General features: G+C 71.8%; 12 protein-coding genes. 5 read left to right on the top strand and 7 right to left on the bottom strand.

All coding sequences use genetic code 11. The features are described 5' to 3' along the window. Nucleotides 1–92: 92 nt before the first annotated feature. Together ASE44_RS12040 and ASE44_RS12035 are read left to right on the top strand one after the other, a co-directional pair. Nucleotides 93–845, top strand: a complete 753-nt coding sequence (locus ASE44_RS12040) for an SDR family NAD(P)-dependent oxidoreductase (RefSeq protein ID WP_056009842.1) — start codon at nucleotides 93–95, stop codon at nucleotides 843–845. Nucleotides 846–852: 7 nt separating this feature from the next. Next, nucleotides 853–2,769 carry a hypothetical protein gene (locus ASE44_RS12035; protein WP_056780115.1) on the top strand — a complete coding sequence of 639 codons (1,917 nt, stop codon included), beginning with the start codon at nucleotides 853–855 and terminating at the stop codon, nucleotides 2,767–2,769. A 7-nt stretch (nucleotides 2,770–2,776) separates the two neighbouring features. On the opposite strand, the gene ASE44_RS12030 is transcribed toward ASE44_RS12035, so the two are convergent. Further along, nucleotides 2,777–3,292 carry a GNAT family N-acetyltransferase gene (locus ASE44_RS12030; RefSeq protein WP_056780112.1) on the bottom strand — a complete coding sequence of 172 codons (516 nt, stop codon included), beginning with the start codon at nucleotides 3,290–3,292 and terminating at the stop codon, nucleotides 2,777–2,779. Nucleotides 3,293–3,392: 100 nt separating this feature from the next. Here ASE44_RS12030 and ASE44_RS12025 point away from each other — a divergent pair, with 100 nt between their 5' ends. Then, nucleotides 3,393–3,671, top strand: coding sequence for a hypothetical protein (locus ASE44_RS12025; RefSeq protein WP_139382353.1), 279 nt, complete (start codon nucleotides 3,393–3,395; stop codon nucleotides 3,669–3,671). 10 nt (nucleotides 3,672–3,681) lie between these two features. Further along, nucleotides 3,682–4,992, top strand: coding sequence for an MFS transporter (locus ASE44_RS12020; protein ID WP_056780106.1), 1,311 nt, complete (start codon nucleotides 3,682–3,684; stop codon nucleotides 4,990–4,992). A 24-nt stretch (nucleotides 4,993–5,016) separates the two neighbouring features. Here the strand turns inward: ASE44_RS12020 and ASE44_RS12015 are convergent, their stop codons facing one another. Continuing rightward, nucleotides 5,017–6,027: a diacylglycerol kinase family protein gene (locus tag ASE44_RS12015; protein ID WP_056780104.1), complete on the bottom strand. Its 1,011-nt coding sequence runs from the start codon at nucleotides 6,025–6,027 to the stop codon at nucleotides 5,017–5,019. 170 nt (nucleotides 6,028–6,197) lie between these two features. Between ASE44_RS12015 and pdxY the strand changes: the two genes are divergently transcribed. After that, nucleotides 6,198–7,046, top strand: coding sequence for a pyridoxal kinase PdxY (gene pdxY / locus ASE44_RS12010; protein WP_056009832.1), 849 nt, complete (start codon nucleotides 6,198–6,200; stop codon nucleotides 7,044–7,046). A 34-nt stretch (nucleotides 7,047–7,080) separates the two neighbouring features. Here pdxY and ASE44_RS12005 read toward each other — a convergent pair whose 3' ends face one another. The 5 genes from ASE44_RS12005 to ASE44_RS11985 are packed head-to-tail and all read right to left on the bottom strand — an operon-like array spanning nucleotide 7,081 to nucleotide 13,434. Then, a complete protein-coding gene (locus ASE44_RS12005) occupies nucleotides 7,081–8,589 on the bottom strand; it encodes a CdaR family transcriptional regulator (RefSeq protein WP_056780101.1) in 1,509 nt (502 codons plus the stop codon). Beyond that, entirely contained in the window at nucleotides 8,586–9,626 is a 1,041-nt protein-coding gene (locus ASE44_RS12000; protein ID WP_056780099.1) for a DUF917 domain-containing protein, read from the bottom strand. Before ASE44_RS12000 ends, ASE44_RS12005 begins: the two co-directional genes overlap by 4 nt. A gap of 9 nt (nucleotides 9,627–9,635) precedes the next feature. Further along, the gene (locus ASE44_RS11995; RefSeq protein ID WP_056009826.1) at nucleotides 9,636–10,784 is read right to left on the bottom strand and encodes a DUF917 domain-containing protein; all 1,149 of its coding nucleotides are present in this window, start codon (nucleotides 10,782–10,784) and stop codon (nucleotides 9,636–9,638) included. Further along, entirely contained in the window at nucleotides 10,781–11,884 is a 1,104-nt protein-coding gene (locus ASE44_RS11990; RefSeq protein WP_056009824.1) for a DUF917 domain-containing protein, read from the bottom strand. The genes ASE44_RS11995 and ASE44_RS11990 overlap by 4 nt, the downstream gene beginning before the upstream one ends. Next, nucleotides 11,881–13,434, bottom strand: a complete 1,554-nt coding sequence (locus tag ASE44_RS11985; RefSeq protein ID WP_056780096.1) for a hydantoinase/oxoprolinase N-terminal domain-containing protein — start codon at nucleotides 13,432–13,434, stop codon at nucleotides 11,881–11,883. Before ASE44_RS11985 ends, ASE44_RS11990 begins: the two co-directional genes overlap by 4 nt. Between the last annotated feature and the right edge of the window lie 29 nt (nucleotides 13,435–13,463).

Here is a 13,463-nt window from a genome sequence, read left to right as displayed (position 1 = left end):
ATAGGCTGCAGACGACCCGACACACCACCTCTGACACCCACTGCGACACCCGAGACACCACCCCCGCAGCACCGCACGAGAGACAGGCGACGATGACTGGACGACTTGCAGGAAAGACCGCGCTCGTGACGGGCGCCGGATCGGGGATCGGCCGTTCGGTCGCCGAACGCTTCGCGCGCGAGGACGCCGTCGTGATCTTCTCCGACCGCGACATCCAGGCCGCGCGGGAGGCCGCCGCGCCCTTCCCCTCGGCCATGGCCGTGCGGCTCGACATCGCCGACGAGGCGAGTGTCGAAGCCGCCTTCGCCGTGATGGACGCGACGGGCAAGACACCGGACGTCGTCGTCGCCAACGCCGGCGTGCAGCTCTTCGGTCAGGATGCGAAGATCGCCGACCTCGACCTCGAGGTGTGGCGGCGCACCGTCGACATCAACCTCACGGGCACCTTCCTCACCACCAAGCACGCCGTCCGGGCGATGCTCGGCAAGGGCGGCTCGATCATCCTCACCGGCAGCCCGACCGGGCTCAACGGCGAGGGCGCCGATTTCACCGCCTACAGCTCCACGAAGGCCGGCATCCACGGCCTCGGGCGCACCGTCGCCGCGGCCTATGCCGACCAGGGCATCCGCGTGAACACCGTCGTCCCCGGCTACACGGAGACCCCGCTCGTCACCGCGATCTCGGACGACCCGGAGTCGCGCGCCGCGATCGTCGGACGCATCCCGCTCGGTCGACCCGGCCGAGCCGAAGACGTCGAGGGCATCATGGTCTACCTCGCGAGCGACGAGTCGAGTTTCGCCACCGGAGCGACGTTCCGGGTCGACGGCGGCATGACGAGCCTCTGAGCCGACGATGACCTCGCGCTTCGGAACCACCTTCCGCGTCGCACCGGACCTGCTCCTCGAGCAGGAACGCGCCGCCCGTGCCGTGTCGCGCGGGCCATGGTCGCTGTCGCTCCGCGGCTCGGATCTCGACGACATCGCCTTCGACGGCGAGACGGTGCTGCGGAGCATCCGCTTCGTCGTCCGCGACCAGGACTGGAAGACGCTGCCCGTCATCGTGGACGCCGTCGACCAGACGACCAGCGGCCTGCAGCTGCGCGGCAGGGTCGGCGACGACGGCGAGACGGTCGCTTGGTCGCTGTCGGTCGACCTCGGCGCGTCGACCCTCCGGGTGGCCGTCCGGGCCGAGGTGACGGCGGCGTTCCGACGTGCGCGCATCGGGCTCATCGTGCTGCAGGCCCCGGCGCTCGCGGGCACCGAGCTCGTCGTCGGCCACCCCGAGGGATCCACGACGACGACCCGTCTGCCGGAGCACATCGCGCCGCACCAGCCGGCGATCCGCATCGAGTCCCTCACCTGGACCGGCGACCGCATCACGACCACCGCCCGCTTCGCCGGTGACGTCTTCGAGATGGAGGACCAGCGGAACTGGACCGACGCCTCGTTCAAGACCTATTCGACGCCGCTCTCGCTGCCGTTCCCGGTCGCGCTGGCGGTCGGCGACGTCGTGGAGCAGTCCGTCGAGCTCGCCTGTGCGCGCGCCGACGGTGTCGAACCCGCCGCCCCGCTGGCCACGCCGCTCGCCGTGACCGTCCTGCCCGAGACGGACCTCGAGCGCCCGGCCTCCGAGCCGGTCGAAGCACGGGTCGGTGCGCCGCTCGACAGCCTCGTCCCCACGATCTCGACCTCGGTGTCGAGCGACCCCGACGGCGGACGGTCGGGCGCGTCGGTCCCCGAGGCGATCACCGAGCTCCTCGTCGAGATCGACCCGGCGGTCGTGGACTGGCCGGCCATCCTCGACCGCGCGGTCCGGCAGGCCGGCACCCGAGCCCTCGACCTGCGACTCGTGCTCGGCACCGGTGACGAGGCCGAGCCGGTCCTGCGGCGGCTCCGCGACGCGGGCGTCCCCGTCGTGCGCATCGGGGTGTTCCACCGTCGGACCCATCTCTCGGAGAGCGCCCTGCTGATCGCGCTCGGCGACCTCCTGCGGCGCCTGTGGACGGACGTCGAGACACCGTCGCCCGTGCTCGTCGGCGGCACGCGGGCGCACTTCACCGAGCTCAACCGTAACCACGCGCGCCTCGACCGTTGGACCGGCCCGGTGGGCTTCAGCGTCACGCCGTTCATGCACGACCGCGCGGGCCACCAGCTGGTCGAGTCACTCGACATGCAGGCCGTCGTCGTGGCCGACGCCGTCCGGATCGCCGACGGCCGGCCGCTGCACGTCGGCCCCGTGACGCTGGGCGCCCGCTACAACGCGGTCGCCACCACGCGGGCGGGCGCGGGAGCCACGGCCGACCCGGACCTCGGCGCGGGCTTCGGCGCGGAGCTGGTGCCGGGCGCCACCGACGGCCGGCAGTCGGCGGAGGCCCTCGGTGCGTGGGTGGTCGCGAGTGTCGCCGCGCTGGCCGTCCCCGGCGTCGAGTCGCTGTCCTACTTCGAGGCCACCGGGCCGCGCGGACTCGTCGCCGCAGACGCCACGGTCACGGCCGCCGGTCGGGCGCTCGGGTGGATCGCGGAACTCAGCGGACGTCCACGCTCGGCGGTCGTGATCGGGGGTCGTCGTCTCGACGTCGGCTCGCCCGTGTCGACGGAAGGTGTGACCGCGATCGCCGCCGTCGATGCCGCGGGCGAGACCGTCGTGATCCTCGGCAACCTCGGCGAGACACCGGTCCGGGTCGTCCTGGCCGGCGCGTCCGAGCCGCACACGGTGGACCTCGGTGCGGGTGCGGTGGTCCGGGTCGTGATGGCCGGTTCGGGTTCGTAGCTCCTGCTCAGACGAGCGGGCGCCGGAGGATGGCGAGGTCCAGCCAGCGACCGAACTTCGTCCCGACCTCCGGCAGGAGGCCGACCTGCTCGAAGCCGAGCTTCGTGTGCAGGGCGATCGACGCCGTGTTGCCGGCTTCGATGAGGGCGAGCATGACGTGGTGGCCGTCGGCGGTCGCGCGGTCGAGCAGCTCGACGAGGAGCGCCTTGCCCAGGCCGCGACCCTGTGCGTCCGGGTGGACGTACACGGAGTTCTCGACGGTGTGGCGGTACCCCTCCTTCGTCGCGTACGGGCCGTAGCTCGCGTAGGCGAGGACGCCGCCCTCGGGGAGTCCGTCGTCGGGGCCGTCGGCGACGGCGACGAGCGCGACCCGACCGGGCTCCTGATGGCGGGCGAGCCACGCCTCACGCTCGGCGAGGTCCGGGGTGACCTCGGTCCAGATGGCGACACCGTTCGCGACGGCGTCGGTGTGGATGGCGAGGACGCCAGGCAGGTCGGTTGGTTCGGCGGGACGGATGCGCATACATCGATCGTAGAGCGCCCTTCGACAAGCTCAGGGACCGGCGGGGTGGGCCCTTCGACCGCCTCAGGGACCGGGGTCCAGCGCAGAGTAGATTCGATGCATGTCCTCCTCCACTCCGCTCCCGATGGAGCAGCTCACCGCCGTGCTCAACGCCGAGGTCGCCCGCTACGCGGCCCGAGGCTGGTCGGTGTCGTCGGTCCAGGGGCAGCAGGCGGTCCTGCAGCGGCAGAAGCGCATCGGCTGGTTCTGGAACCTCATCCTGACGCTCATCACCGGTGGGCTCTGGCTCATCGTCGTGATCATCCGCGTCGTGAACCGGAAGGTCGAGTCGCTGATCGTCACGGTCGACGCCTACGGCCGCATCTCCACGCGCCGCTGACGGCCGGAGCATGACCGACAGCGCCGAGTTCGACACGAGCAGGGCGGCGACGACCGCGCGCATCGGCGCCGAACGCGCGCGGGTGCAGCGGCGGACGCTCACCGTCGTCGTCATCAGCCAGGTGCTCGGCGGGGCCGGCCTCGCCGCCGGCGTGACGGTCGGTGCGCTGCTCGTGCAGGACGTCCTCGGGAGCACGAGCCTCGCGGGCGTCGCGGCCGCCCTCCTCACCCTGGGGTCCGCGCTCACGGCGTTCCTCGTCGGGCGCGTGACCCAGCGGCGCGGCCGACGGATCGGGCTTGGACTCGGATTCGCGGCGGGTGGCGTCGGCGCCATCGGCGTCGTCCTGGCCGCGACGACGGCCCTGGTGCCGCTCCTCTTCCTGTCGCTCTTCGTCTACGGCGCGGGAACCGCCACGAACCTTCAGGCGCGCTACGCCGGCACCGACCTCGCGACCCCGGCACGCCGCGGGACCGCGATCAGCGTCGCGATGGTGTCGACGACGCTCGGCGCCGTGGCAGGGCCCAACCTCGTCGAACCTTTGGGAGCGTTCGCGACCGGCTTCGGGCTCCCGGCGCTCGCCGGGCCGTTCCTGCTCGCCGCGGTCGCCTACCTCGCGGCCGGGACGGCGTTCCTCGTGCTGCTCCGACCCGACCCGTTCCTCCTCGCCCGCCGTCTCGACGCGGAGCTCGCGAAGCTCGACTCGGTCTCGGCAGGCGCGTCGACCGGCCGGGACCAGCCGGCCGCGGGTCCGCGCCCACGCCCCGGGGTCGGCGCCTATGTCGGTGCCGCGGTCATGGTGGTCACGCAGATCGCGATGGTCGCGGTCATGACGATGACGCCCGTGCACATGCGAGCCCACCACCACGGACTGGGGGAGGTCGGGCTCGTGATCGGCATCCACATCGCCGCGATGTACCTGCCGTCGCTCGTGACCGGCGTCCTCGTCGACCGCATCGGCCGCACGCCGATGGCGATCGCCGCCGGCGTGACCCTCCTGCTCGCCGGTGTCACGGGAGCTCTCGCGCCGGCGGACTCGCTCGGCCTGCTCATCCTGGCGCTCGCCCTCCTCGGACTCGGCTGGAACTTCGGGCTCATCGCGGGTACCGCGCTGGTCGTCGACCACACCGTGCCCGCCAACCGTGCACGCACGCAGGGCACCCTCGACGTCCTCATCGCCCTCGCCGGCGCAGGTGCGGGCGTCATGTCGGGCGTCGTGATGGCGGGCGTCGGTTACGGTGCGCTGTCGATCGCGGGCGGCGTGCTCGCCCTCCTGCTCATCCCCGTGCTGCTCTGGGCCCGGCGGGTCACCCCTCGGGGGTGAGCCCGCTCGCGAGTCCGCTCGCCGCTACTCCGCCGCAGCCGGAACGCGGACGGTGAGGGCACCCGGCTCGATCCAGGTGTTGATCGCGACGGCCTTGCCGAAGCCGTCGCCGTCGAGCTCGATCTCCTCCGGCTTCGACATGCGGGCGACGAAGCGCTTCGCCGTGCCGTAGCGGAGCTCGCCGTCGTCCTTCTGCTTGCCGGCGAGGGCCCGGCCGGTCTTGGTCCGGCGCAGCACCCCGTTCACCCAGGCGACCTTCGCCCAGATGCGGATCCAGCCGAAGACCCCGCCGGGACGCATGAACATGAGGTCGAACAGGCCGTCGTCGACGACCGCGTCCGGCAGGAGCAGGATGTTGGCCGGCAGCGAACCGCAGTTGCCGATGATGACCGTGTGCACGGTGGCGCGGATCTGCGGCTCGTCGTCGATGCGGAAGCGCAGGTGCAGTTCGTCCGGGTCGCGCAGCGACTTCACGATCGCGTCGACGTAGGCGGCCCAGCCGGCCTTCGCCTTGAGGTCGTCGTCGGTGTTCTTGATCATCTTCGCGTCGATGCCCATACCGGCCATGACGACGAACACGTGGCGGTCGCGCGAGTGGTCGGCGCGTTCGATGTCGATGACACCGAGGTCGATCGACTTGTCGTCACCGGTGAACGCGGTGATGACGGAACCGGGCAGGTCGTTGAGCGTGAGGTCGAGGTTGCGGGCGAGCAGGTTACCGGTGCCCGAGGGCAGGAGCGCGAGGGGGATGCCGCTGCCGCGCAGCGCCTCGGAGACCGCACGGACCGTGCCGTCGCCGCCGGCCGCGATGACGAGGTCGACCTTCGCGGCGATCGCCTCGGCGGTGACGCCCTGGCCGACGTCGTCGACGCTCGTCTCGAACCAGAGCGACTCGCCCCAGCCCGCGTCGGCGGCGGAGCGGTCGACCGACTCGCGGAGCGCATCGAGGTCGACCTTCACGGGGTTGTAGATGACGGCGGCGGTCTTGGTCGCCGTGGTGTCGCTCGGCGTGGTCGTGCTCTCAGGAGTCGTCATCCGATCAGCATAGGAGCGGAGGCGCGGGGGAGGGAGATCCCGCTCGCGGGTTGACGCGGCACGTGGGTTCTGCAGGCGGCGGAAGAGTATCGTTGAGACCTTGCAGGCACCGTCCATGCCCGCCACGAACGCAGTGTCCGCGGCGGCCTCCCCATCGTGATTGCGACATCGTGAAGATCCTCAGCATCCAGTCCGCCGTGGCCTACGGGCACGTCGGCAACTCCGCAGCCGTGTTCCCCCTCCAGCGCATCGGCGTCGAGGTGATCCCGGTGAACACCGTGAACTTCTCGAACCACACCGGCTACGGCGCTTGGCGCGGCCCGCTCATCTCGCCGGAGCAGGTGGGCGAGGTCATCACGGGTGTCGAGGAGCGCGGCGCGTTCCCGCAGATCGACGTGGTGCTCTCGGGCTACCAGGGCGGCGTCGGCATCGGTGACGTCATCGTCGACGCGGTCCAGCGGGTCAAGGCGGCGAACCCCTCGGCCCTGTACGCGTGCGACCCCGTCATGGGCAACGCGAAGTCCGGCTGCTTCGTCGCCCCTGAGATCCCGGACCTCCTGCGCGACCGCGTCGTCCCGAACGCCGACATCATCACGCCGAACCAGTTCGAGCTCGGTTTCCTCACGGGCACCGAGCCCGGCTCGCTGGAGTCGACGTTGGCGTCGGTCGAGCTGGCGCGCGCGATGGGCCCGTCGGTGGTCCTCGTGACGAGTGTCGAGCGCCCCGACCGCGACCCGGAGACCATCGAGATGCTCGTCGTCGACGACGCCGGCCGGTGGATCGTGCAGACGCCGCTGCTGCCGTTCAAGGCGAACGGTTCGGGCGACGTCACGGCGGCGCTGTTCGCCGCGCACTACGGCGAGACGCGCGACGCGAAGCTGGCGCTGGAGCGGACGGCCTCGAGCGTGTTCGACCTGGTCGAGCTGACGTACCGGTCGGGTCAGCGCGAGCTGCAGCTCGTCGAGGCGCAGGAGTTCTACGCGAACCCGCGGATGCAGTTCACCGCGACGGCGGTCTGAGGAGGGCTTCGGCGCCCTCGGCCAGCAGGCCCGCTCAGCGGACCGCGCGGCAGGCGAGGTGCAACGCGAGGCGCACCTCCGGATCGGCCATGTCGACGCCGAGGAGCTCCTGCGCCCGGGTGATCCGCGTCGCGACGGTGTTGCGGTGCAGCCCGAGCGCGGCTGCCGTCGGCCCGACCGCCGACTCGTGGTCGAGGTAGGCGGACAGCGTCGTCAACAGTTCACCCTGCCCGGCCTGCAGGGGCGCGAGCAAGGACCGCGCGGCCGGCACGAAGATGTCGTTGCCGGTCCAGGCGAGGAGGAGTTGCTCGAGACCGAGGCCGTCGACCCGCACGAACCACCCCGTCGTCGACCGGTTCACCGCGATCCGGACCGCGTCCGCCGCCTCACTGAGTGACGAGGTGAGTCCGGCCGAACCGCTCGCCAGGGAACCGACGGCGGTCGCCACGTTGAACGATCGACGCGCCTCGACGTGCAGCTCGCGCAGGGCGCCGACGTAGCGCTCCACCTGGGACGGCGGCGGCGGCTCCGTGAAGGTGAGCCATCCGCTCACCCCTCGGCCGCTGGTCGTCGCGTGGGAGTCGGCGGCGATCCGACCGAGCGCGCTCGTCACGAACCGGAGGAGCTGGAGGGCGTCGACCCGGCTCCGACCGACGGTGCGGAAGGCGAGGTGGTACCCGGTGGTCCGCCAGCCGCGTTCGAGCATGCGCCGCTCGACGTCCGGATCGGGCCGGCCGCGCAGGTCGACGAAGTCGCGGAGGACACCGGAGGACACCGAGGCGTCGCTGACCTCCGCGACCTCGTCGATGAGGATCCTGGCGGCGACGGCGGGCATGGCGACCTCGGCCGCGACCGCGAGTGCGCTCACCTGCCGTTCGTCGAGCCCGTCGCCGAAGAACGCGAGCCGCAACCCCTCGCGGCTGGGGCTGTCGACGCGGACGGACGCCGCGGTGCCCGTCCCGGCACGGGTCAGGTCCGTCCAGGGGGAGAAGTCGATCGCGGCGTGGACCTCCGGCGTCAGCCGCCCGCCCGCCTCGAGCAGCACGCCCTCGCTGTCGATGAGGGCGATGCCGTGGCCGACGCTGGACGAGAGGTGCCGCAGCAGGTCCGGGAGGCCTTCGGCGTGGTACTCGATGGACTGCGCCACCTTCCGCACGTAGCCGAGCGTCAACGAGTCGCGTGCCTCGACCAGCTGCCAGCAGGCCTTCGCGAGCAGCATCGGCCGGTCGACGTGCAGGAGCGTGAACCCGAGGCGGTCGGCGAGGGCGCGCGTGCCCGCACCGAAGCCGTCGGCCTGCTGCATCGCGAGTGCCCGGAACCCGCGGTCCCTGATCCGCCGGATGAGCGCGTCCTGCTGCCAGGGGCGCGTGGGTGGGACGCCGGTCAGCACGGCGAGTCGGCCGGCGTCGTCCTCGGGGAGGGCCGCCTCGTCCGTCTCGACGACCACACCGGCCCAGTTGGCGTCGGCCGGGCCGGCGACGAGCCGCACGCCGCCGTTGTCGGGGTGCGCGAGGAGGGCGCCCGACTGCAGACGATCGCTCATACGGGGACCTCGTCGAGTTCGTCCAGGCCGTAGGCCGAGGGGAGCACCCGACGGAGCCGCTCCGGCGTCCGCGACCACCAGTCGGGGCCGTCGATGCGGATGACGGCGACCTGCCTGGCCATCGAGATCGCCGAGACCTCGAGGATGTCCCGGGAGACGGTGTCGAGGACGACGATGAGGTCCGGCGCGGCGGCCTCGACGCGGCCGTCGGTCATGAGGGCGAGCGTCTCCGACCTCGCGACGAGCCGGTGCACCTGCCCGCCACTGCCGTCGATGGCGAACGCGAGCACATGCGGGTCGGTCCGGTCGGCCTCGATCGCGCTGACGCGTCCCTCGGCGAGGAGGCGACCACCCATGGAGCCGGCCAGCTCGTCGAGGGAGCCTGAGGCGGCACCGAGGAACGCCGCGCCGAGCTGCACGGCACGGGTCGCGTTCCCGACGATCGCATGCTCCCGGAGGTCGCCGACGGTGAACCCGGCGTAGACCATCCCGCCGCTCCCACCCGCCTGCACGATGGCGGCGCGCACAACCCGTTCGATGTCGAGGGCGCGCTCCGTCTCGACGAGGGCGACACCCCCGCCGCCCGTGTCGCAGGTCACGACGATGCCCGGGACCTCGTCGACGAGCAACGACATCTGGTCGAGCGACGGCACGGCGCGACCGGTGAGGTCGGCGTCGACGATCAGGCGGTCGGCGGCGAACGCGAACGGGGTGAGTCCGTTGACCCCGCCACCCTCGAGCGAGCAGATCGCCGGGATCCGGTGGCCGAGCCAGCGTTCGGCGGCGCCGATCAGGCGCCCGAACGGATCGGTGCCCGGCAGCCGCTCACCGAGGAGCAGCGTGGATCCGACGAAGCCGAGGGCGAGGCACGGCGTCGCCGGGTCGAGGTCGTCGACCGCGTGCAGTTCGAACGGCCAGACGCCGGGGTCGGACAGCACCAGTTCGAGCATCGTGGTCGCGCCGCCGCCGCCGGAGCCCAGGATCGCGAACCCCGTCGCCAGCGCGCGGAGTCGATCGTGCTCGAGGGTGGTCGGCATGGCACCAGCCTAGGCTCGGACCGCCTGCCCGCCGCCGAACGCCTCAGCGGCTTCTGCGGCAGCCGCCTCGCCCTCCACGGGGACGAACGGCTCCGACAGCCCGAAGGCACTCGGACCGAACGCGCGGAGGGCGTCGGGGGTGCGCATGAGTGCCGGCGTCGAGATCCCGAGCACCCGCACCCGTTGGCCGTAGCGCAGGCCCTCCGTGGTGATCGGCTCCGCGGTCTCGTGGTCGACGATGCAGATGAGGTCCGGCACGATCGCCACGACCTCACCGTTCCACCGGGCGATGAGGTTCTCGTTCTGGAAGGAGATCTCGAGGCGTTCGGAGCTCGCCGGATCCGTCGACCAGATGACGGCCGTGCCCTTCGCGAAGCCCTCCGTGGTGCGGCGCTCCACATCGGCGACCTTCCCCACGAACAGCTCCCGCATGTGGGAGTAGAGCGTCGTGGACAGGGTGTCGGCGATGGCGGTGAACGGCGACCGGTGCTCCTCGCGCGCGACCCGGATCGCGCGGCCGAGGGCGAGCGCCATCGAGATGGTCCTCGGCACCGCGGTGCGCCGGACATCCGCCCCGCTCATCGCGTACTCGGCGATGTGGGCGACGCCGCCGAGCCGGATGGCGATGCCACGGGCCAGCCACTCCATCTGGCGGTCGTCGTCGCCGGTGTCGATGATCACGCGCTCACCGCGTTCGCCTGCGATGGCCAGCGGCGATCCGTGCACCCCGTAGACCGCGAAGGTCTCCATGGAGAGCTCCGGGAACGCCCGACCCATGCCGTCGGCATCGACGACCGGCAGCCCGGTCTCGGCGGCGACGATGAGCGGGATCATCGAGTTGATGCCACCGCACTCGATCGGCATGGTCGCGTCGGCCGTGCGGCCGAGGTGCTCCTCGAGCGTGCGGAGTGCGAGCGTCGGCTCGAACCCCGCGGGGATCTTCTCGACCATGACGGTCGGTGCGCCCATCTGTGCGGTGGGGATGACGAACAGGTCGTCGTCGAGCTCGTCGGGGTCGAGGATCGTGATGCTGCGATCGCCGAGCACCTGCTTCACGAGCATCATGCCGATGTAGGGGTCGCCGCCGCCGCCCGTGCCGAGGAGCGTGGCGCCGCGAGCGAGGTCGGGGAGGTCTGCGGCGGTCAGGGTCCAGCTCATGCGGCGACCTCCGGAGTCTCGTCGACCGGGGTCTCCGTCGTGCCGTCGAAGCGGTGCGAGGCCACGTCGTAGCCGAAGTAGCCCGGACCGACCATCGCGAGGGCCGCTGGACTGTGCCAGCGTTCGTCGCTCGGGGCGGCGATCACCCGGACACGCTGGCCGTAGCGCAGACCCTCCGTCGTGATCGGCTCACCGGAGTCGTGCTCCAGCACCATGATGAGGTCGGGGGTCGTCACGAGCGTGACGCCGTCCAGGGCGGCGATCAGGTGCTCGTTCTGGAAGGAGAGCTCCAGGCTGGCACCCGTACCGTCGATCCGCGCGCGCCCGCGGGCGAACCCCGTCGTGGTCGCGCGTTCGACGTCGACGACCTTGCCGGCGAACAGTTCGCGTCCGCCGAGCAGCTCGACGGTGCGCGTGACGGCGTCGGCCTTCTCCTCGCGCGCAGCTGTGATGCCGTCGCCGATCTCGCGGCACAGCGACAACGAGTCGGCGACGAGCGCCTCACGGGCCTGGGCGCCGGACATGGGGAAACCGGAGATCATCACCGAGCACCCCATCTCCACGCAGGCGACGCGGGCGATCCGCTCCGTCCAGCTGTTGTCGACGGTGGTGAGGACGCCGGTGTTGCCCTTCTCGTCGCTGAACGCCAGGGGCGAGGCGTCGATCCCGTACAGGGTGGGGAGGACCATCTGCAGTTCGGGGAAGGCCCGGCCCATGCCGTCGGCGTCGATGAGCGGGAGGCCGAGGGCGGCCGCTGCGGCGATCGGGATGGTCGAGTTGACGCCGCCGACCTCTGCGCAGGCGACGTGGGTGACGGGGCGTCCGAGCGAGGCGCTCAGGGCGTGGACGGGCGCGACCACCTCGGTGAGGCTCGGCAGCTTCTCGACCATGACGGTCGGTGCCCCCATCATCGCGACGGTGAGGACGAGCGCGTCGTCGGGGACCTCGTCGAGGGTGACGACGGTGACGTCGCCGTGCTCGCGGAGGGCCTGGGCGGCGAGCAGGGCGCCGATGTACGGGTCGCCGCCGCCGCCGGTCCCGAGGACGGCCGCCCCACGGGCGAGGCCGGGGATGAGCTCGGCGGTGATCGTCCAGCTCATCGGAGGCCTCCCATGTCGAGGTCGCCGACGGCCTTCACGCGGATCCGGGTCGCGTTGCCCGGCAGGTACGGGATGGGGACCTCGTCGAAATCGACGATCGCGACCGACGCGGGGGAGGCGCCGGCCGCGATCGCCTTGTCGATCGCCTCGGTACGGACCTCGGCGATGGCCTCCTCGCGCCGACCGGGCTCGATGGCGTAGACCTTGTCGATCTCGCCGCCGACCTGCGCGATGGAAGCACCGATGGCATTGGCCACGGCGTAGTTGTCGGGCCGGTGGACGGCGCCGAAGATGGGGAGTTCGTCGGACAGCAGGATCGACCCGCCGCCGACCGCCACCACAGGGATGGGCTCGGGGGAGGTCCGCATGCGGTCGACGGCCTCGGCGATGCGCTCGCCGATACGGGCGAGCACGCGCTCCACGAAGGCCGGGTCGAGGTGCGCGACCTTCGAGGCGTCGCCGATGGAGGCGCGACCGGCGGCCACCGCGATGTCGGTCGCCGTGAGGGTGTCGCCGCCGAAGACGAGAGCCTCCGTCATGAGCTTGTAGCCCACGGACGCCGGCCCGACCTCGGCCGTCTCCTCGTCGACGATGCTGCCGCCGCCGATGCCGATCGAGAGCACGTCGGGCATCCGGAAGTTCGTGCGGATGCCCGCGACCTTGACCTCGTTCGCCGTCTCGCGGGGGAAGCCGTTGATGAGGAGGCCGATGTCGGCCGTGGTGCCGCCGATGTCGACGACCGCGCAGGTCGCGAGGCCGCTCGTCAAAGCGGCACCGCGCATCGAGTTGGTCGGGCCGGAGGCGAAGGTGGCGACCGGGTAGAGGCGCACGTAGTCCTCGTCCATGAGCGTGCCGTCGTTCTGGCTGAGGAAGATGGGCGCCTCGATGCCCTGCTTCCGGACGGCGGCGGTGAGGCCGTCGACGATCTCCGAGGCGAGTTCGCGCAGCGCCGCGTTGATGATGGTCGCGTTCTCCCGCTCCAGGAGGCCGATCCGCCCGATCTCGTGCGAGAGCGAGATCGCGACGTCGGGTCCGAGGACCTCGCCGACGATCCGTGCCGCCTCGACCTCGAGGTCGTGGTTGACCGGGCTGAAGACGGAGGAGATCGCGACGGAGCGGATGCCGTTCGCCCGCATGTCCTCGGCGTGCGCCCGCAGCTCGTCGGGGTCGATCGGGGAGATGGGGCGGCCGTCGAACTCGTAGCCACCGTGCGCGAGGTAGCTGCGAGCGCTGATCGCCTCGACGAGCTCGGCCGGCCAGTCGACGAGCGGCGGCAGGGCCCGCGTCGCCGGCAGACCGAGCCGGAGTGCCGCGGTCGGTGCCAGGCGCTTGGCCTGCACGAGGGCGTTGATGAAGTGCGTCGTCCCGATCATCACCGCGGTGATCTGCTCACCGTCGAAGTGGTGTCCGCCCCGCAGTTCGCCGATCGCCTGGACGATCCCGTCGGTCACGTCCGGGGTGGTCGCGTGCTTCACGGCAGCCAGGGTGGTGGTGCCGTCCATGAGCACGGCGTCGGTGTTGGTGCCGCCGACATCGATACCGATGTGCATATGAGGGGTTCGCTTTCTGTCGGTGCGGT

It is taken from the genome of Plantibacter sp. Leaf1 (assembly GCF_001421315.1).
GTDB lineage: Bacteria > Actinomycetota > Actinomycetes > Actinomycetales > Microbacteriaceae > Plantibacter.
This window is presented reverse-complemented; position numbering and strand designations above follow the sequence as displayed.